The 23,181-nt window shown below is 64.2% G+C and carries 20 protein-coding genes; 8 read left to right on the forward strand and 12 right to left on the reverse strand.

Annotated features, from left to right (window positions below; genetic code table 11):
• Positions 1-6: 6 nt before the first annotated feature.
• The 3 genes from JQ639_RS03750 to JQ639_RS03760 are packed head-to-tail and all read right to left on the reverse strand — an operon-like array spanning position 7 to position 3,557.
• Entirely contained in the window at positions 7-1,758 is a 1,752-nt protein-coding gene (locus JQ639_RS03750; protein WP_211969340.1) for an NAD+ synthase, read from the reverse strand.
• A gap of 41 nt (positions 1,759-1,799) precedes the next feature.
• Positions 1,800-2,153, reverse strand: coding sequence for a diacylglycerol kinase (locus JQ639_RS03755; protein ID WP_211969339.1), 354 nt, complete (start codon positions 2,151-2,153; stop codon positions 1,800-1,802).
• A gap of 15 nt (positions 2,154-2,168) precedes the next feature.
• A complete protein-coding gene (locus tag JQ639_RS03760; protein ID WP_211969338.1) occupies positions 2,169-3,557 on the reverse strand; it encodes a class II 3-deoxy-7-phosphoheptulonate synthase in 1,389 nt (462 codons plus the stop codon).
• A gap of 174 nt (positions 3,558-3,731) precedes the next feature.
• Here JQ639_RS03760 and JQ639_RS03765 point away from each other — a divergent pair, with 174 nt between their 5' ends.
• Positions 3,732-4,607: an alpha/beta hydrolase family protein gene (locus JQ639_RS03765; protein ID WP_371745174.1), complete on the forward strand. Its 876-nt coding sequence runs from the start codon at positions 3,732-3,734 to the stop codon at positions 4,605-4,607.
• A gap of 8 nt (positions 4,608-4,615) precedes the next feature.
• Here the strand turns inward: JQ639_RS03765 and gor are convergent, their stop codons facing one another.
• Genes gor through rpiA form a run of 3 tightly spaced genes read right to left on the reverse strand, consistent with a single transcriptional unit; the run spans position 4,616 to position 7,277 of the window.
• Positions 4,616-6,013 carry a glutathione-disulfide reductase gene (gene gor / locus JQ639_RS03770; RefSeq protein WP_211969336.1) on the reverse strand — a complete coding sequence of 466 codons (1,398 nt, stop codon included), beginning with the start codon at positions 6,011-6,013 and terminating at the stop codon, positions 4,616-4,618.
• A gap of 15 nt (positions 6,014-6,028) precedes the next feature.
• Positions 6,029-6,556 (reverse strand): DUF2059 domain-containing protein, encoded by a 528-nt coding sequence (locus tag JQ639_RS03775; RefSeq protein ID WP_211969335.1) that lies wholly within the window; start codon positions 6,554-6,556, stop codon positions 6,029-6,031.
• Positions 6,557-6,578: 22 nt separating this feature from the next.
• Entirely contained in the window at positions 6,579-7,277 is a 699-nt protein-coding gene (rpiA, locus tag JQ639_RS03780; protein WP_211969334.1) for a ribose-5-phosphate isomerase RpiA, read from the reverse strand.
• 241 nt (positions 7,278-7,518) lie between these two features.
• Between rpiA and JQ639_RS03785 the strand changes: the two genes are divergently transcribed.
• The 3 genes from JQ639_RS03785 to moaA all read left to right on the forward strand — a co-directional run bounded on the left by JQ639_RS03785 (position 7,519) and on the right by moaA (position 9,948).
• Entirely contained in the window at positions 7,519-8,193 is a 675-nt protein-coding gene (locus JQ639_RS03785; RefSeq protein WP_211969333.1) for an HAD-IA family hydrolase, read from the forward strand.
• 225 nt (positions 8,194-8,418) lie between these two features.
• A complete protein-coding gene (locus tag JQ639_RS03790) occupies positions 8,419-8,808 on the forward strand; it encodes a hypothetical protein (protein WP_349644740.1) in 390 nt (129 codons plus the stop codon).
• A 120-nt stretch (positions 8,809-8,928) separates the two neighbouring features.
• Complete coding sequence (moaA, locus tag JQ639_RS03795) at positions 8,929-9,948, forward strand: GTP 3',8-cyclase MoaA (protein WP_249123522.1); 1,020 nt, start codon at positions 8,929-8,931, stop codon at positions 9,946-9,948.
• Between the two features lie 96 nt (positions 9,949-10,044).
• On the opposite strand, the gene JQ639_RS03800 is transcribed toward moaA, so the two are convergent.
• Complete coding sequence (locus tag JQ639_RS03800; protein WP_211969331.1) at positions 10,045-11,133, reverse strand: TRAP transporter substrate-binding protein; 1,089 nt, start codon at positions 11,131-11,133, stop codon at positions 10,045-10,047.
• 188 nt (positions 11,134-11,321) lie between these two features.
• Entirely contained in the window at positions 11,322-12,464 is a 1,143-nt protein-coding gene (locus JQ639_RS03805; RefSeq protein WP_211969330.1) for an Mrp/NBP35 family ATP-binding protein, read from the reverse strand.
• A gap of 358 nt (positions 12,465-12,822) precedes the next feature.
• Here JQ639_RS03805 and JQ639_RS03810 point away from each other — a divergent pair, with 358 nt between their 5' ends.
• The 4 genes from JQ639_RS03810 (at position 12,823) to JQ639_RS03825 (ending at position 16,372) form a co-directional block, all read left to right on the forward strand.
• A complete protein-coding gene (locus JQ639_RS03810; RefSeq protein ID WP_211969329.1) occupies positions 12,823-13,692 on the forward strand; it encodes an NAD(P)-dependent oxidoreductase in 870 nt (289 codons plus the stop codon).
• 285 nt (positions 13,693-13,977) lie between these two features.
• Positions 13,978-15,579 (forward strand): sensor histidine kinase, encoded by a 1,602-nt coding sequence (locus tag JQ639_RS03815; RefSeq protein WP_211969328.1) that lies wholly within the window; start codon positions 13,978-13,980, stop codon positions 15,577-15,579.
• A 36-nt stretch (positions 15,580-15,615) separates the two neighbouring features.
• Complete coding sequence (locus JQ639_RS03820) at positions 15,616-15,837, forward strand: DUF1289 domain-containing protein (RefSeq protein ID WP_249123521.1); 222 nt, start codon at positions 15,616-15,618, stop codon at positions 15,835-15,837.
• Positions 15,838-15,847: 10 nt separating this feature from the next.
• Positions 15,848-16,372 (forward strand): TIGR02281 family clan AA aspartic protease, encoded by a 525-nt coding sequence (locus JQ639_RS03825; protein ID WP_211969327.1) that lies wholly within the window; start codon positions 15,848-15,850, stop codon positions 16,370-16,372.
• 18 nt (positions 16,373-16,390) lie between these two features.
• Here JQ639_RS03825 and dusA read toward each other — a convergent pair whose 3' ends face one another.
• The 4 genes from dusA to JQ639_RS03845 form a co-directional block, all read right to left on the reverse strand.
• On the reverse strand, positions 16,391-17,386 hold the full coding sequence (dusA, locus tag JQ639_RS03830; protein ID WP_211969326.1) for a tRNA dihydrouridine(20/20a) synthase DusA: 996 nt from the start codon (positions 17,384-17,386) through the stop codon (positions 16,391-16,393).
• Positions 17,387-17,543: 157 nt separating this feature from the next.
• Positions 17,544-17,930, reverse strand: a complete 387-nt coding sequence (locus tag JQ639_RS03835; RefSeq protein ID WP_211969325.1) for a hypothetical protein — start codon at positions 17,928-17,930, stop codon at positions 17,544-17,546.
• 342 nt (positions 17,931-18,272) lie between these two features.
• A complete protein-coding gene (locus JQ639_RS03840; protein WP_211969324.1) occupies positions 18,273-21,710 on the reverse strand; it encodes a molybdopterin-dependent oxidoreductase in 3,438 nt (1,145 codons plus the stop codon).
• A gap of 43 nt (positions 21,711-21,753) precedes the next feature.
• The gene (locus JQ639_RS03845; RefSeq protein ID WP_211969323.1) at positions 21,754-23,001 is read right to left on the reverse strand and encodes an MFS transporter; all 1,248 of its coding nucleotides are present in this window, start codon (positions 22,999-23,001) and stop codon (positions 21,754-21,756) included.
• Positions 23,002-23,181 lie beyond the last annotated feature (180 nt).

Genomic DNA, 23,181 nt, shown 5'->3' on the forward strand with positions numbered 1-23,181 from the left:
TATCCGCTATTCGTCGTAGGTGACCGAGCCGCGGCTCGCGCGCGTGACGAGACTGTCGTCCGGCGCCGGCAGGGGCGCAGCGGTGTCGCTGAAGCGGTTGGTAATCGGATAGCGGCGGCCGCGGCCAAAATTCCGTGCAGTGACTTTCACGCCCGGCGCCGCCTGACGGCGCTTGTACTCGGCGACATTCAAAAGCCGCTCCACCCGCACCACCGTGTCGCGATCGAAGCCGGCGGTGATGATTGCCGCCAGCGGCTCCTCACGCTCAATCAGCCGCTCCAGGATGCCATCCAGCACGTCGTAGGGCGGCAGCGTGTCCTGATCGCGCTGATCCTCGCGCAGCTCCGCCGTCGGCGGCCGGGTGATGATGCGCTCCGGGATCACCACCCCGGCGGGTCCGCGCGCGCCCTCGGGCGTCCAGCGATTGCGCAACTGCGACAGGCGAAAGACCTGCGTCTTGTAGAGATCCTTGATCGGGTTGAAACCGCCGTTCATGTCGCCATAGAGCGTTGCGTAGCCCACCGACATCTCCGACTTGTTGCCGGTGGTCACCAGCATCGCGCCGGTCTTGTTGGACAGCGCCATCAGCACCACGCCGCGGGTGCGCGCCTGCAGATTTTCCTCGGTGACGTCGCGGGCCAGCCCCGCGAACGGGACGGCGAGCACCTGCTCGAACCCTTCCACGGCCGCAGCGATCGGCAGCACGTCGCAGTGAAAGCCGAGCGCAGCCGCGAGCGCCGCGGCATCGTCACGCGAGACCGCAGCGGTGAAGCGGTACGGCAGCATGACGCCGCGCACGCGATCCGCGCCAAGAGCGTCGACCGCGATTGCCGCGCACAGCGCCGAGTCGATGCCGCCGGAAACGCCGAGCAGGATGCCGGGAAAGCCGTTCTTGTCGACGTAGTCGCGCAAGCCGAGCACGCAGGCGGCATAATCGGCCTCATCATCGCCGAGCGGTGGCGCCACCGGCCCGGCACAGCGCCACGTATCGCCCGAACGCGTCCAGCGCAGCGTGACCAAACTCTCGGCGAATGCCGGCAGCTGCGCCGCGAGCGTGCGGTCGGCATGCAGCACGAACGAGCCGCCGTCGAACACCAGTTCGTCCTGACCGCCGACCTGGTTGAGATAGACCAGCGGCAGGTCGCTCTCGGTCACCCGCGCCACCGCCATCGACAGGCGCATATCGGCCTTGCCGCGGGCATAGGGCGAGCCGTTCGGCACGATCAGGATCTCGGCGCCGGTCTCGGCCAGACACTCGACCACGTTCTCGTAGTCGGCGCTCTCCTCCATCCAGGTGTCTTCGCAGATCGGCACCCCGATCCGCACGCCGCGCACCGTCACCGGACCCGAGGCGGGACCGCGGGCGAACACCCGCTTCTCGTCGAACACGCCATAGTTCGGCAGGTTGGCCTTGAAGCGCAGGGCGGCGATACGCCCGCCGTCGAGCAGCGCACAGGCGTTGTAGAGCTTGCCATCGTCGACCCAGGGCGTGCCGATCAGCATCGCCGGACCGCCGTCGGCGGTCTCGCGGGCCAGCGCCTCGATTGCCGCGCGGCAGGCGGCCTGGAAAGCCGGCTTGAGAACGAGGTCTTCCGGCGGATAGCCGGCGATGAACAGTTCGGAGAACACGACGAGATCGGCGCCATCCGCCGCGGCGCGCGCCCGCGCCTGCCGCGCCCGCGCGGCATTGCCGGCAATGTCGCCGACGACGGGGTTGAGCTGGGCGAGCGCGACGACGAACGAATTCACGGTGGTCATGCCTCATCCGATCCTGACGTGCCGGACATGCGCGACGCGCGTTACAGCACACCGAGGCGTTCGGCGATCGCCACCAGCCAGACGAGACCGGCGATCACCAGGGCAACGCCGACGGCGGCCGAGCCCATGTCCTTGACCCGCCCGATCTGCGGATCGTGATCCGTGGTCAGGCGGTCGGCGAGCTTCTCGATCGCCGTGTTCAGCAATTCGACGGTGAGAAGAAGAAGTACCACGGCGATCAATTCGACACGGCGCACCGCCGTCGTGCCGACAAGGAAGGCGAGCGGCAGCGCGATGACCAGCGCAACCAGTTCTTCCCGGATCGCCTGTTCGGAACGGGTTGCGAAAGTCAACCCGTTCCACGTGTTGATGCTGGCACGCCAGAACCGCAGCAAGTCAGAGCTCCGGCCTCACATGCCCGACGCGGCGGGCAGCGGCTTGATCTTGCCCGCCCGCTCCTGCTTCAGCAGCTCGGCGATCAGGAAGGCCATGTCGATCGACTGCTCGGCGTTGAGACGCGGATCGCACACCGTGTGGTAGCGGTCGTTGAGATCCTCGTCGGTCAGCGCCCGGGCACCGCCGATGCATTCGGTGACGTCCTTGCCGGTCATCTCCAGGTGCACACCACCGGCATGCGTGCCTTCCGCCGCATGGATCGCAAAGAACGAGCGCACCTCGGACAGGATGCGGTCGAACGGCCGGGTCTTGTAGCCGCTGGTCGCGGTGATGGTGTTGCCATGCATCGGATCGCACGACCACACCACCTTGCGCCCCTCGCGCTGTACCGCGCGGATCAGCGCCGGCAGATGGTCGCCGACCTTGTCGGAGCCGAACCGGGCGATCAGCGTCAGGCGACCGGGCTCGTCCTGCGGGTTGAGGACATCGATCAGCTTGATCAGTTCGTCCGGCTTGAGAGACGGACCGCACTTGAGGCCGATCGGGTTGTTGATGCCGCGGAAGTACTCGACATGGGCATGGTCGAGCTGCCGCGTACGGTCGCCGATCCAGATCATATGGCCGGAGGTGGCGTACCAGTCGCCGGTCGTGGAATCGACGCGGGTCAGCGCCTGCTCGTAGCCGAGCAGCAGTGCCTCATGGCTGGTGTAGAAGTCCGTGGTACGCAGCTCCGGATGGCTGTCGAATTCCAGGCCGCAGGCGCGCATGAAGTTCAACGCGTCGGTGATGCGATCGGCGAGCTCGGTGTAGCGGCGCGACTGCGGCGAATCCTTGAGGAATCCGAGCATCCACTGGTTGACGCTGGCGAGATTGGCGAAGCCGCCGCTGGCGAACGCGCGCAGCAGGTTGAGCGTCGCGGCCGACTGGCGGTACGCCATCATCTGGCGCTGCGGATCCGGCGTGCGCGCCTCGGCGGTGAAGGCGATATCGTTGACGATGTCGCCGCGATAGCTCGGCAGTTCGATGCCGTTCGCCTTCTCGACCGGCGACGAGCGCGGCTTCGCGAACTGGCCGGCGATGCGGCCGACCTTCACCACGGGCAGCGAGCCGGCGTAGGTCAGCACCACCGCCATCTGCAGGAAGACGCGGAAGAAGTCGCGGATGTTGTTGGCGCCGTGTTCGGCGAAACTCTCGGCGCAATCGCCGCCCTGGAGCAGGAAGGCTTCTCCGGCCGCGACACGTCCCAGCGCCTTCTTCAGGTTGCGCGCCTCACCCGCAAAGACCAGCGGCGGAAACGTGGCCAGCTGCGCCTCGACGTCGGCCAAGGCTTTCGCATCCGGATATTCCGGAACCTGCACGACCGGCTTGTTGCGCCAGCTGTCGGGTGTCCACCGCTCGGACATTGATCTGCTCCGATCTGCTCCTGAGAACCGCCCGCCCCGCCGGGGATGGCGTGGCGGCGGTTATACACAGCGTCGCCACGAACCGCCAGTTGCAATTCGGCTTGGGATGTCAATGCCTTGCAGGGGCCGGCAATTTGCCCTTAGCTGACGGCGGGGACGATGGGGGTTGAGATGGTGGCCGAGGCTGTCCTTGACAACGTCTTCATCGACGACATCACGCTGCCGGCCCAGGACGGGTTTTCGCTGGCAGCGACATTGTATATGCCGCGTGCGCCCCGGCACCACGCGGTGCTGATCAATTCGGCGGCGGCGGTGCCGCGCCGGTTCTACCGGAACCTCGCCGGCTACATCGCCGCGCGCGGCTGCGTGGTGATGACCTACGACTATCGCGGCATCGGCGGTTCGCGGCCGAAATCACTGGCCGGCTTCAGTGCCACCATGGCGGACTGGGCGGAGAAGGATGCCACCGCCGCCGTGGCCTGGATGCGCGGGCGCTACAACACCCTGCCGCTGGGCTATATCGGCCATTCGTTCGGCGGCCAGGCGCTGGGACTGCTGCCCAACAACGACCAGATCGCCCGGGCGCTGCTGGTTTCGGCCCAGGCGCCGTTCTGGAAGCTGTTTCCAGCCCCGGAAAGCTACCGGGTGTTCGTGCTGATCAATTTCGCCGGCCGGCCGATCGCACGCGTGATGGGCTATGTGCCCGGCCGCATCGGCCTCGGCGAGGACATGCCGCGGGACGTGTTCCTGCAATGGCGCAAGTGGCTGATGAGCGAGCGCTACTACTTCGACGACCCCTCGCTCACATCGCTCGCCAACTATGCCAACTATCGGCACCCGCTGATGGCGCTGTGCATCGGCGACGATCCCTGGGCGCCGCGTCCGGCAGTCGACCTGCTGTGCGCCGGGTTCACCGCGACGCGGCCCGAGGTGGTCGCGATCGCGCCGGCCGACGTCGGCGCCAAGGCGATCGGCCATTTCGGCTTCTTCCGCGACGAACACCGCGACAGGCTGTGGACGCCGGCCGTCGACTGGCTGCTGGCGAGCTGAACGACGCGCTATTCGGCCGCCTGCCGGACGTGGCGGGCGAACGGCGTGCGCATGGTCACGAGCTCTTCCGCCGCGGTCGGATGCACGGCGATGGTCGCGTCGAAATCGGCCTTGGTCGCTTTCAGCTTCACCGCGACGCCGACCAGCTGGATCATCTCGCCGGCATCGGGACCGACAATATGGCAGCCGAGCACGCGGTCGCTGAGCCCGTCGACCACCAGCTTCATCAGCACGCGGGTATCGCGGCCCGACAACGTCGCCTTCATCGGGCGGAAATCGGCCTTGTAGATATCGACATGGGAGTGCTTCGCCCGCGCCTCGGCTTCGGTGAGCCCGACCGTGCCGACCTCGGGCTGGGTGAATACGGCGGTCGGAATGTCCGCATGATCGACCCGGACCGGACGCTTGCCGAACACGGTATCGGCGAAGGCGTGTCCCTCGCGGATCGCCACCGGCGTGAGGTTGACGCGGTGGGTGACGTCGCCGACCGCATAGATGTGCGGCATGGACGTCTGCGAATAGCCGTCGACGGCAATGCCGCCGTTCTTCGGATTGAGCGCGACGCCCGCCGCTTCGAGACCGAGGCCCGCGACGTTGGGATGGCGGCCGATCGCGAACATCACCTGGTCGGACGCGACGCGCGTGCCGTCCGACAGCGTCGAGGCATAGGACGTTCCTTGGGCTTCGCCCTCGCGATCGACGCGGCTCACCGTGCAGCCGGTCAGGATCCGAATGCCGGCCTTTTCCATTTCCGTGCGCACGTGCTTGCGCACGTCGTCGTCGAACCCGCGCAGAATGTTGTCGCCGCGATAGACCACCGTGACCTCGCTGCCGAGGCCGGCGAAGATGCAGGCGAACTCCAGCGCGATATAGCCGCCGCCCTGGATCAGGATGCGGCGCGGCAGCGTCGGCAGATGAAACACCTCGTTGGACGAGATCACATGCTCGATGCCGGGGATCGGATCGCCGTGGCTCGGCGCCGCGCCCGTCGCGATCAGGATGTGCCTGGCGCGCACGGTCTCGCCGGTCGACAGCCGCAGCGTATGCGGGTCCTCGAACACGGCGCGCGCCCTGGCGATGCGCGCGCCCGACTTGTCGAGATTGCTGGTATAGGCCGCTTCGAGCCGCGCAATCTCCTTGTCCTTGTTGGCGATCAGCGTCGGCCAGTCGAAGGTCGCCGACGGGATCGTCCAGCCGTAACCGGCTGCGTCCTCGATCTCGTGATGGACATGGGAGGCGTACACCAGGAGCTTCTTGGGCACGCATCCGCGGATCACGCAGGTGCCGCCGAGGCGATACTCCTCGGCGACCATGACCTTCGCACCGTAGCCGGCGGCGATGCGGGCAGCGCGCACGCCGCCCGATCCGCCGCCGATGACGAACAGGTCGAGATCGAAATCAGCCATCGGCCGGCTCCGCGATCAGATCTCTTTGCCGCGGGCGCGCATCTCGGCGCGGAACTTGGCAGCGACTTCGTTCGAAAACGCAGCAGCCCAGTCGTTCATGTAGGCGAGACTGCCGGTGATCGACTTCGGCTCCTGGTCGAGGAATTTCTGGCCGAGCGGCGACTTGTAGAACGCGATGAGGTCGCGCAGCTCCTGCTCGGTGAAGTTGGTGGCGTAGATCTCCGCCATCGCCTTGCCGATGTCGTCCTTGCGGCTGGCGAGCTCGCCGGCGAGCTTGAGCGCGACGTCGTCGAGATCCTTCTGGTAGTTCAGGTTGTTCTGCAGGATCGCGTCCTTGGTGCGCTGGATCACCGTCGGGACGATGTTCTGGTACACCGTGCTCGCCTTCTTGAGCGCCAGCAGCTCACTCGCCGCGGCGATTGCGCTCGCGGGCGGCGGCGGCGGGTTGTTGGCCGCAGCCTTCGGCGCCTGAGCGGTGGCGCTCAGGGTGCTGAGAGCCAGGCCGAAGCCGACGGCCAGCAGGGTTTTCGCAAACTTCGTCATTCCGTTTCTCCTTCGCTGCGGCTCAAGGCCGCTCAACCGTTCGAATTCCTGCCGTACCGGCCAGCACCGTCGTGGTCGCAAGGCCGATGAACAGACCATGCTCCACCACCCCGGGGATCGCGACCAGCGACGTCGCCAGCGCCGCGGCATCCGGGATGGCGCCGAGATGAGCGTCGACAATCCAGTGGCCGCCATCGGTGACAAAAGCATGACCGTCCCTGCCCTTGCGGACCTCGAGCGCACCGGCGACGCCGCGGGCGGCGAACACATCGGAGATGGCCCGACGCGTCGCGGCAAGCCCGAAGGGAACGACCTCGATCGGCAGCGGGAAGCGACCGAGCCGCTCAACCCACTTGGAATCGTCAGCGATCACGATCATGCGGTCGGACGCCGCCGCCACGATCTTCTCGCGCAGCAGCGCGCCGCCGCCGCCCTTGATCAAGTTGAGCTGCGGGTCGACCTCGTCGGCGCCATCGACGGTGAGATCGAGGCGATCGAGCTCGTCGAGGGTTGCGAGCGGCACGCCGCAACGCTCCGCGTCGGCGCGTGTTGCCTCCGACGTCGGCACGCCGATCACCCGCAGCCCGTCGCGCACCCGCTCGCCGAGCAGCTCGACGAAATGCTTGGCAGTGGACCCGGTGCCGAGGCCAAGCCGCATGCCATCGCGCACATGCTCGAGCGCACGGGCCGCCGCCTGTCGTTTCAACGCGTCCATGCTCATGGAAAATCCTTCAAAGGGCCTGCCGGACCCACGTCGGCCGACGGTCCCGAGGGGGCATATCTAGCCTCGATTTGGCGCGAGGAACAGGCCTCAGCAGCAATCTCCACGACCCAGGCCGACGATCCGCCTCACTGATTTTCCTTCCAAATTCGCCTCATGCCCGGCGTGCGGCCCGACAGCGCGACCCGCCCATGCCGCGCCGCAGCTTGCGTGGCGCCCCGCCGAAGGCTAGCGATCCGGCATGACCGATTCTCCCCTCGTCGTTTTCGACCTTGACGGCACGCTGGTCGACACCGCGCCAGATCTCATCAGCGCGCTGAACTTCGTGCTCGACCGCGAAGGCCTGCCGGCGTTGCCGATGGCCTCCGCCCGCCCGATGATCGGCGCCGGCGCGCGCAAGCTGATCCAGCGCGGATTCGAGGCCGAGGACCGGCCGCTGACCACGAGCGACCTCGATCGCCTGACCGCTGATTTCATCGCCTATTACGCCGATCACATCGCCGAACAGTCGCGGCCGTTCGCAGGCCTTCACGATGCGCTCGACGACCTCGCCGTGCGCGGCTTTCGCTTCGCGGTCTGCACCAACAAGCTGGAATGGCTGTCGCGCCGCCTGCTCGACCACCTCGGACTGAGCCCGCGCTTCGCCGCGATCTGCGGCGCCGATACGTTCGGCGTCAGCAAGCCGGACCCGGCGATCCTGCGGCAGACCGTGGCCCGCGCCGGCGGCAGCATGGCCGGCGCCATCATGGTCGGCGATGCCGGGCCGGACATCGGCGTGGCGCGGCGCGCCGGGGTTCCGGTGATCGGCGTGACCTTCGGCTACACCGACGTGCCCATCGCCGAGTTGAAGCCGGACCGGGTCATCTCGGACTTCCGCGACCTGCCCGCGACGATCGGCGCCCTCCGGGCAGGCTGAAACGAACGGAAATACTGCCAGATCCGTGGCGGTGTTAAAATACCATCATTAACCTTTTCGCAACCTCCGGTGAACCGCACATTGCAAGCCCCAGTTGACCCTCTTATGGTCCGCGCGGGGACTGTGGCGGCTTGCCGCAACAAGAGACGGTGGATCATGCGTCGCGTAGTTATTATCGCCGGTGCAAGCCTTTGGCTTGCCGGCTGTGGCACTTCGATGCCAACCATGGACTTTCTCAAGCCGACGCCGCCGAGCGTGACGGTTCGGCTGGAATCGGTGCCGCCCGGCGCCGACGCCAAGACCTCGCTCGGTCCGGGCTGCAAGACGCCGTGCGCCGTGTCGGTGCAGGGCACGGAACCGTTCACGGTCAGCTACACGCTGGACAAGTACCAGCCGCAGAGCGTGTCGGTGTCGGTCATTCAGCAAGGGGGCGACTTCGGCAGCGGCTCGACCGCTATCACGGATCCGAACCCGGTGTTCGCCGAACTGCAGCCCGCGGCCCCGCCGCCGCGCAAGCCGGTGCACCACCGCAAGCGTGTCGCCAAGCCGAAGCCCGCCGCGGCGGCTCCCGCGGCCGCTCCGGCCGATGGCGCCTTCCCGCCGCCCAGCCGCTAAGTTGCCGACCGGCGCACACGAACCGATTGTGCGCCGACCCGGCCGTGCCTACATTGTGACGGTCAGCCCCCGGACGGGGGCTGACTTTTAGGTGTTGTCACAGTCTCACAGGCTTGCCGGATGAACGGATCTTTCCTGCCTCCCGGAACCATGACCGATCCGTTCGGCCGGACGATCAGCTACCTGCGCGTGTCGGTGACGGATCGCTGTGACCTGCGCTGCTTTTATTGCATGTCCGAGGACATGACCTTCCTGCCGAAGGCCGACCTCCTGACGCTCGAAGAACTCGACCGCCTCTGCTCGGCCTTCGTCGCCAAGGGCGTGCGCAAGCTGCGCCTCACCGGCGGCGAGCCGCTGGTCCGCCGCAACGTGATGTCGCTGGTGCGTTCGCTGTCGCGCCACCTGCGCAGCGGCGGTCTCGACGAGCTGACGCTGACCACCAACGGCTCGCAGCTGGCGCGCCATGCCGGCGAACTCGCCGCGTGCGGCGTTCGCCGCATCAATGTCTCGCTCGACACCCTCGACGCCGACAAATTCCGCGCCATCACCCGCTGGGGCGAACTCGACAAGGTGCTCGCCGGCATCGAAGCGGCGCGCGAGGCGGGCCTGCATGTCAAGATCAACGCGGTGGCGCTGAAGGGACTCAACGAGGACGAGATTCCGTCCCTGATGCGCTGGGCGCACGGCAAGGACATGGACCTGACGCTGATCGAGGTGATGCCGATGGGCGACATCGGCGCCGGCCGCATCGACCAGTACGCGCCGCTGTCGGTGCTGCGCAGCCGCCTCGCCGAACAGTTCACCCTCACGGACCTCGACGAGAGCTCCGGTGGTCCGGCGCGCTATGTGCGTGTGGCGGAAACCGGCGGCAAGCTTGGCTTCATCACCCCGATGACCCACAATTTCTGCGAAGCCTGCAACCGCGTGCGCATCACCTGCACGGGCACGCTGCACACCTGTCTCGGCCACGAGGATGCCTCGGACCTGCGCCGGCCACTGCGCGCATCACCGGACGACGCGCTGCTGAACGCCGCGATCGACCGCGCCATCGGACTGAAACCGAAGGGCCACGATTTCATCATCGACCGCCGCCACAACCGGCCGAGCGTCAGCCGCCACATGAGCGTGACCGGCGGCTGAGGCCCCTGCCCGGACCTGATCGGCAGCGAAAATTGATGCCCCGCAATGCAAGAAGCCCGGCCTTGCGGCCGGGCTTTTCGTCGCGATGGTGTCCGATCAGCCGCGCGTGCGCGAGCGGATCATGAAGCTGTCGAAGGTGTATTCGGCGACCTGCCACCACAGGTATTCGTCGGAGCGATACGCCTGCATCGCCTCGATCGCCTTCTTGAAGTCGGCGTTCTTGGCCGAGATTTCCGCCCACAGCTCGTTGGTGGCCTTGAGGCAGGCCTCGAGCACTTCGTTGCTGAACGGACGCAGCTGCACGCCGCCGGCGACCAGCTTCTTCAGCGCGGCCGGGTTCTGCATGTCGTAACGCGCGGCCATCCAGGAATTGGTATTGGCGGCGGCGTTCAGCAGGATCGACTGGTAGTGCTTCGGCAGCGCGTTGTACTTGTCCTGGTTGGCGAAGGCGTGCACGGTCGGGCCGCCCTCCCAGAAGCCGGGATAGTAGTAGTACTGCGCGACCTTCTGGAAGCCGAGCTTCTCGTCGTCATACGGACCGACCCACTCGGCAGCGTCGATGGTGCCCTTTTCGAGCGACGGATAGATGTCGCCGCCGGCGAGCTGCTGCGGCACGACGCCGAGCTTCTGAAGCACCTGGCCGGCAATGCCGCCGATGCGGAATTTCAGGCCCTGGAGGTCGGCGACGGTCTTGATCTCCTTGCGGAACCAGCCGCCCATCTGGGTGCCGGTGTTGCCGCAGGGAATGCCGACGACGTTGTACTTCTTGAAAAACTCGTTGGCGAGCTCGTTGCCGCCGCCCTGATACAGCCAGGAGTTCTGCTGGCGGGCGTTGAGGCCGAACGGCACCGAGGCGAACACCGCGAAGGTCGGATCCTTGCCGACATAGTAGTAGGACACGGTGTGGCTCATCTCGACCGTGCCGTTCGAGGTGGCGTCGAGCGCCTGCAGGCCGGGGACGAGTTCGCCCGCTGCGAACACCTGGATCTGAAACTTGTTGTCGGTCATTTCGGCGACCTGCTTGGCGAGGTACTCGCCGCCGCCGTAGATCGTGTCGAGCGATTTCGGGAAGCTGGACGCCAGGCGCCACTTCACTTCGGGCATCGACTGCGCAATCGCCGGCGAAGCCACGGCGGTCGCGGCAGCGCCGGCGGCCGAAACCTTCAGGAAATCACGACGCTTCATAAGCATCTCCTCCATGGGACGTTTCTTGAAAACGAATGAGGCTCTGTAACACACAGGGCTGGTACGGAAAACGCGACATAAAGCGAAATGAAGCAGGCTTCAACCAAAGTCGAAGCCACCGCCTCCCGCCGCGCGAACGCAAGGCGCAGCGCGCGGATGACGCGCTGCAGTACGGCGATTCGGCGGTCTCAGGCCGCCGAAATGTAGGGCTTGAGCTCGTCCCTGACCTTGGCGCCGATCGCCCGGTAGATGCCGGCATGGACGCCCTGCGGCTCGCTTTCCACCACCGGGGTGCCGGCATCGGAGGTGCTGCGAATCGCCATGTGCAGGGGCACCTCGCCGAGGAAGGGCACGCCGACCCGCTCGGCCTCGTGGCGGGCGCCGCCATGGCCGAAAATGTCCGAACGCGTGCCGCATTCCGGACACTGGAAGTAGCTCATGTTCTCGACGATGCCGAGTACCGGCACATTGACCTTGCGGAACATGGCGATGCCCCGCCGCGCGTCGATCAGCGCGAGGTCCTGCGGCGTCGAGACGATGATCGCGCCCTTCAGCGGCACGGCCTGCGCCAGCGTCAGCTGGGCGTCGCCGGTGCCCGGCGGCATGTCGACGACGAGCACGTCGAGCGTGCCCCAGGCGACGTCGCGCAGCATCTGGGTGATCGCCGACATCACCATCGGGCCACGCCAGATCATCGCGGTCTCCTCCTCGACCAGGAAGCCGATCGACATGATGGCGAGGCCGAACCGCGACAGCGGAATCATCTTCTTGCTGGCGTCGAGCTGCGGCTTGTCGCGCAGCCCGGTCAGGCGCGGGATCGACGGGCCGTAGATGTCGGCGTCGAGCAGCCCGACGCGCAGGCCCTGGTCGCGCAGGCCGAGCGCGATGTTGAGTGCGGTGGTCGACTTGCCGACGCCGCCCTTGCCGGACGCGACGGCGATGATGGCGGCGACGCCGGGAATATCCGCCTGCTTGGACATCGGCGACTGGGCGGGCGCGCCGTGGCCGTGGCTCTGGCTGTGCGGCCGATGGGCCGAGACCGGCTGCACCCCGCCGGCAGGCCGCGGCGCCGGCGCGGCGCCGGGCTTGCGCTCGGCGGTCAGCGCCACCATCACCGAAACGAGGCCGGGAATGGCCTTCACCGCCGCCTCCGCACGCGCGCGCACGTCTTCCCAGGCGCGCGCCTCGGCGGCGTCGACACTGATCGAGAAGAACACCTTGCCGTCTGTGACGGCGATCTCGGACAACACGCCGGCCTGCGGCAGCGGCACGCCGCGCGGGGTCGGCACCTTGGCGAGCGCCTCGACAACCTGTTGCTTGCTCACGGTCAAAACGGAGATCTCCTGCCGAATATTTCGCTGGCGCGAAATCATGTTGGGGCGAAGTCTTGGCCCGCCCCATCCAGCGGGTCAACTGCCGGCTTGGCGGAGGTCCCCTTCGCGGCCGTCCCAGGATACGGGTCCGGCGCCCGCCCGGGATCGCGATCTCGCACCGCGGTCACATGGGGCTTCCAGAGGGTTCTTGCAATCGATGGCCGTGGTTGGCAGGTTGCCGGCAGCGGCGGCACAGACCTCCAGGTGATGCCGGCCCGCACAGCTCCTCAGGGACAGGCACGCGTCGCTTCCCCGGCGACGGCCGCGCCGGCTCGATGCCTGCGGAGCTCAAAAAACCGGAACAAAGGTTCATCACATGGCGAAAGTCGCTTTTCTCGGGCTCGGCGTGATGGGGTTCCCCATGGCCGGGCATCTCGTCACCAAGGGCCAGCACGAGGTCACGGTCTACAACCGCTCCGCCGCCAAGGCGAAGGCGTGGGCCGACAAGTTCGGCGGCAAGACCGCCGCGACCCCGAAGGAAGCTGCAGTCGGCCAGGATTTCGTGATGGCCTGCGTCGGCAATGACAACGACCTGCGCGAAGTGACGACCGGCGCCAACGGCGCGTTCGCCGGCATGACGGCGGGCAGCGTGTTCGTCGACCACACCACCGCCTCTGCCGAAGTGGCGCGGGAGCTCGATGCCGCCGCCAGGGCCGGCGGCTTCACCTTCATCGACGCGCCGGTGTCCGGCGGCCAGGCCGGCGCCGAAAATGGCGTGCTGACGGTGATGTGCGGCGGCGACGAGGCCGCCTACAAGCGCGCCGAGCCGGTGATCGCGGCCTACGCGCGGGCGTGCAAGCTGCTGGGGCCGGCCGGCGCCGGCCAGCTCACCAAGATGGTCAACCAGATCTGCATCGCAGGCCTCGTCCAGGGCCTGTCCGAGGGACTGCACTTCGCCAAGAAGGCCGGCCTCGACGTCAACGCCGTTGTCGAGACCATCTCCAAGGGCGCGGCGCAGTCCTGGCAGATGGAGAATCGCTACAAGACCATGGACGAGGGCAAATACGAGTTCGGCTTTGCCGTCGACTGGATGCGCAAGGACCTGTCGATCTGCCTCGCCGAAGCCCGCCGCAACGGCGCCAGCCTGCCGGTGACCGCCCTCGTCGACAACTTCTATGCCGAGGTGCAGAAGATGGGCGGCGGCCGCTGGGACACCTCCAGCCTGATGGCGCGCCTGCAGCGCTGACACGTCGCCGGACGACGCCCGGTCCCGTGATACCCCGAGGCGGCGCACAAGCGCCGCCTCGTTGCTTTTGTGAAGTTCTTTCAAGCCCTTTACCGTGACCTGCTGAGATGGCGGCGCAACCACCGCTCCCGCGGCAGAAGGTCCGGGCGCCCTGGCCTCGGACGCGCTGCGTTAAGTCACCATTAACCTGATTGTCGTGCCCTCTAAGGTCAGTCTTAACGATTTCTTGTCATGGATGGTTGGCAGGAATGCAGACGTGCGTGCACGCGGGAATTGTGGTTGTCGATGAGTGAGTCCGGCGAGTTTCCTTCAGTCGGTCCGGGGCCGGCCGAACCGGCCGCCTCGCCGGCGCGCAACCGCCGCGCGGCGGCACAGCGCGTGCGCGAAGCGCGCGACCGCCTGACCTCGACCAGCGGCACCCGCCCGGCCTTCGACCACGAACTGCTGCGCCAGTATGCCCAGACCCGGCTGTCGGCGTCGTTCGTGGTGATGCTGCTGGTGGTCGCCACCGGACTGTTGTCCGGCTTCTGGGTGCGCCCGCTCGGCGCCGCCGCCTGGACCTCCGGCATCCTCGCCATCCACGGCGTCATCATCCACAACTGCCGCAAGTTCCTCGCCGAGACCGCTTCGCCGGGCACGACGCGCAAATGGCGTCTGCGGTTCATCGCACTCGACCTGATCTATGGCCTTGCCTGGACCGTGATCCTGGTGCACCCGTCGGGCCTCGACGTCGTCTCGAACATGCTGATGCTGTTCGTGATGCTGCTGGTCGTCGCGGTGTCCAGCATGCTCGCCGCCAGCCTGCCGATCGCGGCGCTCGCGGCCACCGTGCCGGTGACCTCGGCGATCGCGCTCAACTTCGTGATGCGCGGCACGCTCGACGACTACATCCTCGCCATTCTCGCGGTGACCGCGGAAGGTTACTTCGCGCTGCTCGCCCATCGCCTGCACTCGACCACGCTGGCGACGCTGGAGGCGCGCGCCGAAAAGGATGCGCTGATCGGCGAGCTCGAGCAGGCCAAGTCGATCTCCGACGAGGCGCGCTACCGGGCAGAAGCTGCGAATGTCGCCAAGTCGCGCTTCCTCGCCCAGATGAGCCACGAGCTGCGCACGCCGCTGAATGCCATCCTCGGCTTCTCCGAGGTGATGAAGAGCGAGATCTTTGGCCCGCACGCCGTCGCGGTGTACAAGGACTACTCCGCCGACATTCACAATTCCGGCGTGCACCTGCTCAACCTCATCAACGAGATCCTCGACCTGTCGCGGATCGAGGCTGGGCGCTACGAGCTCAACGAGGAGGCGATCTCGCTGACCCATGTGGTGGCGGACTGCCATCACCTGCTCAAGCTGCGCGCCTCCAACCGCGGCATCACCATCCACGAGGTGTTCGAACAAAACATGCCGCGGCTGTGGGCGGACGAGCGGGCCGCGCGGCAGATCGTGCTGAACCTCCTCTCCAACGCCATCAAGTTCACGCCCCAGGGCGGCGAGATCTGGCTCAAGGTCGGCTGGACGGCGTCGGGCGGGCAGTATCTCAGCGTCAAGGACACCGGCTCGGGCATTCCCGAGGACGAGATCCCGATCGTGCTGGCCTCGTTCGGCCAGGGCTCGAATTCGATCAAGTCGGCTGAACAGGGCGCGGGTCTCGGCCTGCCGATCGCCAAGAGCCTCGTCGACATGCACGGCGGCACGTTCACGCTGAAGTCGAAGCTGCGCATTGGCACCGAAGTGGTCGTCACCTTCCCGCCGGAGCGGGTGATGTCGGCGCTGGCGCCGATGCGCGAGCCCGCGCCGCCGCTGCAGCCCGCCGAGCGCAGCTACCTGTCCGGCGACGCGGCGCAGCGCCGGGCCCATTCGATCATGAACGCGGGGACGGGTCTGCCGTGATCCGCGCCGACAAAAGCGATTGCGACACGGCGCCGGATGTGGCTCAACAGCCGCATGAGTGTGGACACGCCCTGCATCAAGGTTTGCGTCATCGATCCGCTCAGCGGACTGTGCCGCGGTTGCGGACGCACGCTCGCGGAGATCGGCGCCTGGAGCGCCCTGTCGCCGGACGCGCGGCGAACGGTAATGGCCGCCCTGCCCGCCCGCCTCGCCGCCGCCGGGCTGCCCGCGCCGCACGGAGACTTCGCCTCGTCCTGAGGGCCGCGGCATGAACCGGCTGCTCGCCCTCCTCGTGCTGCTGGTCGCGACCTTCGGCGCCGTACTCGCCTATGGCGACCCCGCGGAATTGATCAAGGCGCGGCATGTCGTCAGCCATGTGTTCAGCGCGCAGGCCGCACGTCCGATGGTCGCCAGCAGCCGCGTCGCCGAAGTGCCGCGCGGCACCAGCGGCGAGTTCTCGCTGCACGCCAAGATCAATGGCGTGGTCACGCCGATGGTGGTCGACACCGGCGCGAGCTCGGTGGTGCTGACCTATGAGACGGCCAAGGCGGCGGGCCTGCCGCTCGAGCTGCTGGAGTACAATGTCGAGATCGAGACCGCCAACGGCCACACCCGCGCCGCGCGGCTGACGCTGGATCGCCTGTCGATCGGCAAGCTGGTCGAGCGGTCGGTGCCGGCGCTGGTGGTGCCGCGCGGCCAGCTCAAGAGCAACCTGCTCGGCATGAGCTTTCTCGACCGCCTCGAAAGCTGGGAAGTGCGCGCCGACAAGCTGATGCTGCGCGGCTATCCCTGAGCGACGCCCGCGCCGTCGCTATGCCGCATCCGCGACCAGCGGCGCCTCGCGCACCAGCGCGGCCGCGTCCCGCAGCACATCAATTCCCGCACCCGGCCGCACGCCATGCTCAGCGAGATGACGACGGAACGCACGCGCCCCCGGCACCGCCTGGAACGCGCCGACCATGTGGCGGGTGATGGCATGCAGCCGCACCCCGCGCGCGAGCTGCGCCTCGATATAGGGCTCGAAGGCGGCGAGCGCGGCCTTCATGTCGGCATGGGGCGCGGCTTCGCCGAACAACTCCGAATCCACCGCGAGCAACCGCCAGGGATCGTGATAGGCGGCGCGGCCCAGCATCACGCCATCGACATGGGCGAGATGGCGGCGCGCCTCGGCAATGCTGCCGACGCCGCCATTGATGACGATCGGCACCTGCGGCATCGCTGCCTTGAGGCGATAGACGCGATCGTAATCGAGCGGCGGGATGTCGCGGTTCTCCTTCGGCGACAGGCCGTTGAGCCAGGCCTTGCGGGCATGCACGATCAGGAGATCGGCGCCGGCGTCGACCACCGCGCGTGCGAGCGTGTCGAGGGCGACCTCAGGATCCTGGTCGTCGATGCCGATGCGACACTTCACGGTGACCGGCACCGCGACCGCGCGCTTCATCGCCGCGACACAGGATGCCACCAGCGCCGGCTCGGCCATCAGACAAGCGCCGAAGCGGCCGTCCTTCACGCGGTCGGACGGGCAGCCGACATTGAGATTGATCTCGTCATAGCCGAAATCGGCGCCGATCCGCGCGCTCTCGGCGAGCGCTGCGGGATCCGACCCGCCGAGTTGCAGCGCCACCGCATGCTCGCTCGGATCGAAGCCGAGCAGCCGCTGGCGATCGCCATGGATGATCGCCCCCGTCGTCAGCATCTCCGTATACAGCCGCGCCCGGCGCGACAGCCGGCGGTGGAACGCCCGGCAGTGCCGGTCCGTCCAGTCCATCATGGGTGCCACAGAGAAGCGATAATCTTGCGATTCCAATGATTTACCCTATGCTCTCAACGGGATGAAACACGAACGTGTGCACACCAAACTGGGCGAAATTGCACACGTTTGTACCTGTTTTGACCTCTCAGTGCACACATAGCGCACACGAAATCCGGAGTGCACACGCGTGGCAACGTTCACTCAGATGGCATCAGGAAACTGGCGCGTCCAGATCCGCCGCAAGGGACGCTACGTGGCCGAGACCTTCCGTCGCCGCAAGGACGGCGAGGAATGGGCACTTGAGGTCGAGCGCAACATCGACCGGGGCAGAGGCCCCCGTTCGAGCGCTCGGCTGCACCTGCGGACATTCGGGGACCTCATCGATCTGCATGAGGAGGACATGAAGGAGATCGGCAGGCCCCCACGCCGGTCCAAGGCCGCCGTTCTTGCCGCCCTCAAGATAGAACTCGGCAGCGTCAAACTGCCGGCGCTCGACCGCGGTCGTCTCATCGAGTTTGGCCGCAAGCGCGCCAAGGAAGGCGCCGGACCTGCAACACTCGCCATTGACCTGTCGTTCATCCGCACGGTCCTGTCCCATGCGGCTGCCGTGCATGGTGTCGAGGCATCACCTGAGGAAGCGCGGCTGGCGCGTATCGCCCTCACCCACCTGAAGCTCGTCGGGAAAAGCAAGGAGCGGGGCGGGACCGGCGGCCGACGCAGGACGAACTCGACGACGTCACTCCCACAACCGGGGGCCATTTTCGACCGCCACTTGGCTGACGCGACTACGAGGGGCCGCAGCATCAAGACTGCAGTAACACTGACCAGGGACCATCGTCGATCTGTTCGAAGACTACCGCCTGAGCAAAATTCTGCGGATTCGCTTCATTTTGCCGAAGCGATAGGTTCAGATCGCTTCCAAACCCAAGCGGAGCTGCCCCTAAGCGTCAATCGTAACGTTACTCGCGGGAATTGCTTGGCACGCCAGACACATTTTTGGATCATCCGGACCGCCGCCATTCATGTGCTCGACAACACCGGCGACGACACGCACCGCACAGCTCTCGCATTGACCGACGCGGCATCCACTGGCCATCGATATTCCCATGCTCTCACCAAACGCAAGAAGGCTACCCTTGTCCGGCGACCATTCCATGATTTTTCCAGAACGAGCAAATGTAACCGAAAATTTCTGCGTCGGATTAAGGTTTGGCATGGATGGAGATTTGAAAGCTTCTCGAAATATGTCGAACGGCGGCACCCCACGCGCAACCAACTGCTCAGTAATGCTGTTCATCATTGGCTCTGGCCCACAGAAATAGAACCTCGCGCGCCGGCGAATTAGATCCGCGTCAACCATGTCGCCATTCATACGCCCTATTACAGCGACATGCGCTTCATCTGGACTTCCGTCCGAAACGTCGTAGCAATTCACAACTGTCAGCGAGGGAATATCCTCCCGCAGCTCGAAAATCCGCTTGGCATACGCGTGCGACCTGCTGCTCCTGTTCGCATATAACAGCAGCACATCAGGAACGTTTACTTGGTCGGCCAATGTCTCCAGATAAGCGACGAACGGTGTGATGCCAATCCCACCCGCAAAAAGCACGATCGGCTGTTTCGACGCAAGTGGCATAACAAACTGACCGCTGGGTGCTTTTAGAGATACGACTTGTCCAACCTTAAGAGCGCAATGAATGTAGCTCGACACTAATCCATCTACGGTTTCGCCGGTTGGCTTCTGCGCTCGGACATGCCGAACTGAAATGGTATAGCCGCGACGCTCGATCTCTTGAGCGGATCCGACGAGAGAGTAACAGCGCATCACGTCACCCAGCTCAGGAATGCGCACGGTGATATGCTGACCAGGCAGGTAGTCAGGCACGGGCCCACCATCGACGGCTTCCATCCTCACAGTGCGGACACCCTCCGCCTCTTCGTGAGTTCGCGTTACCCTGAAATCACGAAAACCATGCCAAGGCTGGCTTTTTACTGAAGTGTCCCGCTCAATATTGCATTGAGATGAACGCAATGGCGATGATCCACTGATCGGATCGCGGTTGCCGCCGATCACTAGATTACTGAAATTGGAATTGCTCTCACCCTCGACCGGTAAAGCATCCAAACCAATATCCGTGCAGGCCTGCCACCAGCCGAACTCTGCGACGACGACATCATCGGCCATTTCATTGATGAATTTCGCACGAAATCGTGCCGAACCATTTTCGGTGGTGATGCGCACCCAATCGCCTTCAGAAATCCCCTTACGGCTACCCACGTTTGAACTTAGCTCGGCGATCGGATAAGGAGCCCGCTTACGTAGTGAAGCGAGATTGCGGTGCTGACTGTGACAGTAGTATCCATTTTTTGCTGATGACAGTACAAATGGAAATCGCTCTGCTCCCAGTGACTTCAAAGACAAATCATTTATCGGAGCAACGTAAGTAGGCACGGCGGAATAACCAGCCCGCAAAAGCGCCTCTGAATAAAGTTCAACTCGAGCCGTAGGTGTATTGAATCCACGCAGCCCGCCCTCCCGATTCGGAAGCGCAAATTTGCGTTCAAGCTGTTTAAGTGGCTTGTTCAGTCCACCCGGGTGATTGCGCAATGTCGAAACATCTAGGCCTAGAGGAGCGAGGACGTAATTCCACCCCGATTCTACGCTGCCGCCGAAGAACGCCTCCTCCATGCCGAGACGCACCGCTAGGTCGAAAGCAATCTGATAATCTGGTCGACTCTCCCCACGAGGCGTAACCAGCCGTGGACGAAATTGAATATGCTCGACGGCCTGTTCGCTAATCTCGAATCCGGTACGAAGCGCTTCACGCTCGGGAAAACTGCAAGAAGGGAGAAGAATATCGGCATGTCGCGCCGCCGGCGTTTCGAATAGATCGCAATGAACGTGGAATTCCAGGGCTCGAAAGGCTTTTTCCATTCGGCCAGCATCCACATTTGAAGTGTGCGGAGCCAATCCAAATGTAAGCAAACCTCGTACCTTGTAAGGCTTTTCTTCGAGGATTGCCGTGCAGAGATCTGGAATATTTATTGTACCCTTGGCAGCGGGACCGAGCGGGCGCTCGGACAATCCCAAAGCCTTTGCCCTCTGTTCCGGCGACACAAACGCGTAGTAGTCTTCGATCTTGTTTGCGGGGTGAGTAGCGAACACCCAGTTCGAACCTTTTTGGTCGAATGAGCCCGTTAACGCATAGAGCGTGGCTATTGCTCGCGCTGTTTGAGTGGCATTTGTATGCTGGCCAACGCCAGACCACGCATAATGCGATATGCGCTGTCGAGGTTTGAGAAACTCCGCGGCTTGCAGAACTTGAGCCGCGGGCACATCGCAAATCTCCTCGACTTTATCAGGAGTGAACGGAGCGATCGCCTCGCAATAGGAAACGAAAGCTGGCTTGCACTCGACCGTTTTGACGATCCCGTCGCTTCCCAGAATTTCAACAGAGTATATCCCGGCCAGAGCGACATCGGTCTGGTCGGCACCAGCTTGAGAGCTTGGAAAATCGACGCGCCCTTGCGAGATGCTCCAAGTACAAAAACGGTTCTGCTTAGCGTTCGGATCGATATGCTGCTCTCGGAGAAATTGCCCCGTATCAACCCGCACCAGAAGCGGCGCGTTCGTCCATCTGCGAACGAATTCATGATCGATTCCGCCGTGAGTGACCATTGCGTTGGCGATTCCAAGCGCCAAGGCGCCGTCGGTCCCAGGGCGCACGCGAAGCCAAAGATCGGCTTGCCGGGCCAAGCCGGTTGGGCGCGGGTCTACGACGACGAGCTTGGCGCCTTTTGCGCGTCCCTGGCCAATCGCGTCAGCTTGCGCAAGCCACGTGTTGGCTGGGTTGTTCCCCCAAAGCAGGATGACGTCAGCATTGCGGTGATCACCTGGTGGCGTAGGGCAGCCAAACGTAAAGACGTTCGCGTCGTCTTTGTGCCAATTGCAGATTTCGGTTGTGCCTAGAAAGTTTGGGGTTCCGAATAGCTGAGCAAATCGCTTTAACCACTCGAAGCTATCGCACAACGAACCACTTGGCGTAGTTGAGCCTACGACTATTGATTCTGCTCCACTCTCCTTTTTGAACAGATTCAGTTTTTCGGCGATCTCTGCCAGAGCATCATCCCAACTGATCCGCACCCAAAGCGGATCTTGCGAACCTTTTTCGGCCGTACGACGCATCGGGTATGCGAGGCGGTTCGGATTGTGTGCGAGTTCTGGGGCAGCTCTCCCCTTCATGCACACCGCCTTGCCGTTGGGATGCGATGGATCTGCGCGCACGCTCAGAAAAACGTCATTGGACACCGTATTGATGGTGCCGCAACGCGATACACAAATTGAGCAGAAGCCCTTGACTTCATGTTGTTCACTCACGAACCAACATCCTTACTTCGCATGTTTTTGAGCGGCAGGTCTTTTACGTCGACTCACTGAGTAACGTGGATGGCTTTGAAAAAAGGGCCGGGCTTATAAAGCCACTCAGGACGACGCAGATGATGGAAAGCAAACTAATTTGAATCATAGCCGCATTAGCCCAGCCGCCTGCGGTCACCAAGGACCCCATCAAGTATCCACTGAAAGCTGATGTCGTATAAAGACACGTAAAAAAGACGCCAGACGCCTTAGCGTTAAGTTTTGCGTCGACCGTTTTTATTTGCGCACTCCAAAGGTTGACGTAAATTATTGCGGCGTGCGCAAACCCCCAGCACAATGAGAGCACGCAATGCGCGGATACGCTCTGCGCGTAGGAGAAAAGCAGGTAGCCGAAAAGCGCTAAAGCAGCGTAGCCCGCCATCAACAAACTTCGCTGCGACGCGCGGTCACCAATCCAACCACCAACCGGCGCGAACAATCCTCCGAGACCAAAAAAACTCATGACCTTCGCTACGTCCTGTGGCGCAAAGTGCATTTGCTCGCGCAGAAACGTTGAATAAAGACCCAGATACCCGTACAAAACTGGACCAGTAAGCAAGGTCATGACCGCAAGAATTACGGTGTTGCGATTTAGAAGCTTATCTGCCCCGCCGACTAGCTTAACGGTCGAGCTCTCCGATTGTATTTCTGTGAAATCTCGACGAACAAAGACGGCAACAAAGGCCATCATCGCAAATCCTGCTAGCCCGAAGGCCCAGAATGCGCCACGCCATTCTCCGTAAATTGCGACTGCGGTACTCGCCAATAGCGGACCGGCGAAGTTGCCTATCGAGAACGCAATCTGAGTGGTAGCTATGGCGAATGCCCGCGAACGAACAAAGTAAGACGTAGCGATCGTTGTCAACGCTATCTGCTGCATGACTTCACCAACGCCTGTCAGTGCGCGGTAAGTCAGCATGTCGAAAAACCCCGCAGCCAATGCAATAAGAATAGTTGCTGCGGAAAATATGCCCGCGCCGACCTGGAACACTGCCTTGCGTGGAAGACGCGAGAGCAAGTAGGCGGTCGGCCAGCCAGCTATTGCCAGTCCGATTGTGAAGATCGTCCCGATTAGCCCGGTGTCAGCAACGGTAAAGCCGAATTCCTTGCGGATGTCGGATGCGAGCAACGGAAAGACCAGTCGGTCCATGGCATTGATCGCATACGTCGCCAGCATCAGGCTAAACATCGCTAGCGCAATTGAAGAGAGGCCAGATTTAGTCCGGCCGACACGCGTTGTGATGGCTGTCATGGATTTCCCCCTCATTCTGATTATGCGTTTGTAAGAAGGTTGCATGTCAGCGGGCCGCAGGCTCATCCGAAATTTGTGGAAGGACTTTCAGGGAAAATTTGAAAAAGGAATACCGGCTTTGGATACAACCCTGCTAGTCGGTCAGCACAGCGAGAAAGCTGGATGACAATGCCGGGCTTC

Source organism: Bradyrhizobium sp. U87765 SZCCT0048, from assembly GCF_018131225.1.
GTDB lineage: Bacteria > Pseudomonadota > Alphaproteobacteria > Rhizobiales > Xanthobacteraceae > Bradyrhizobium_A.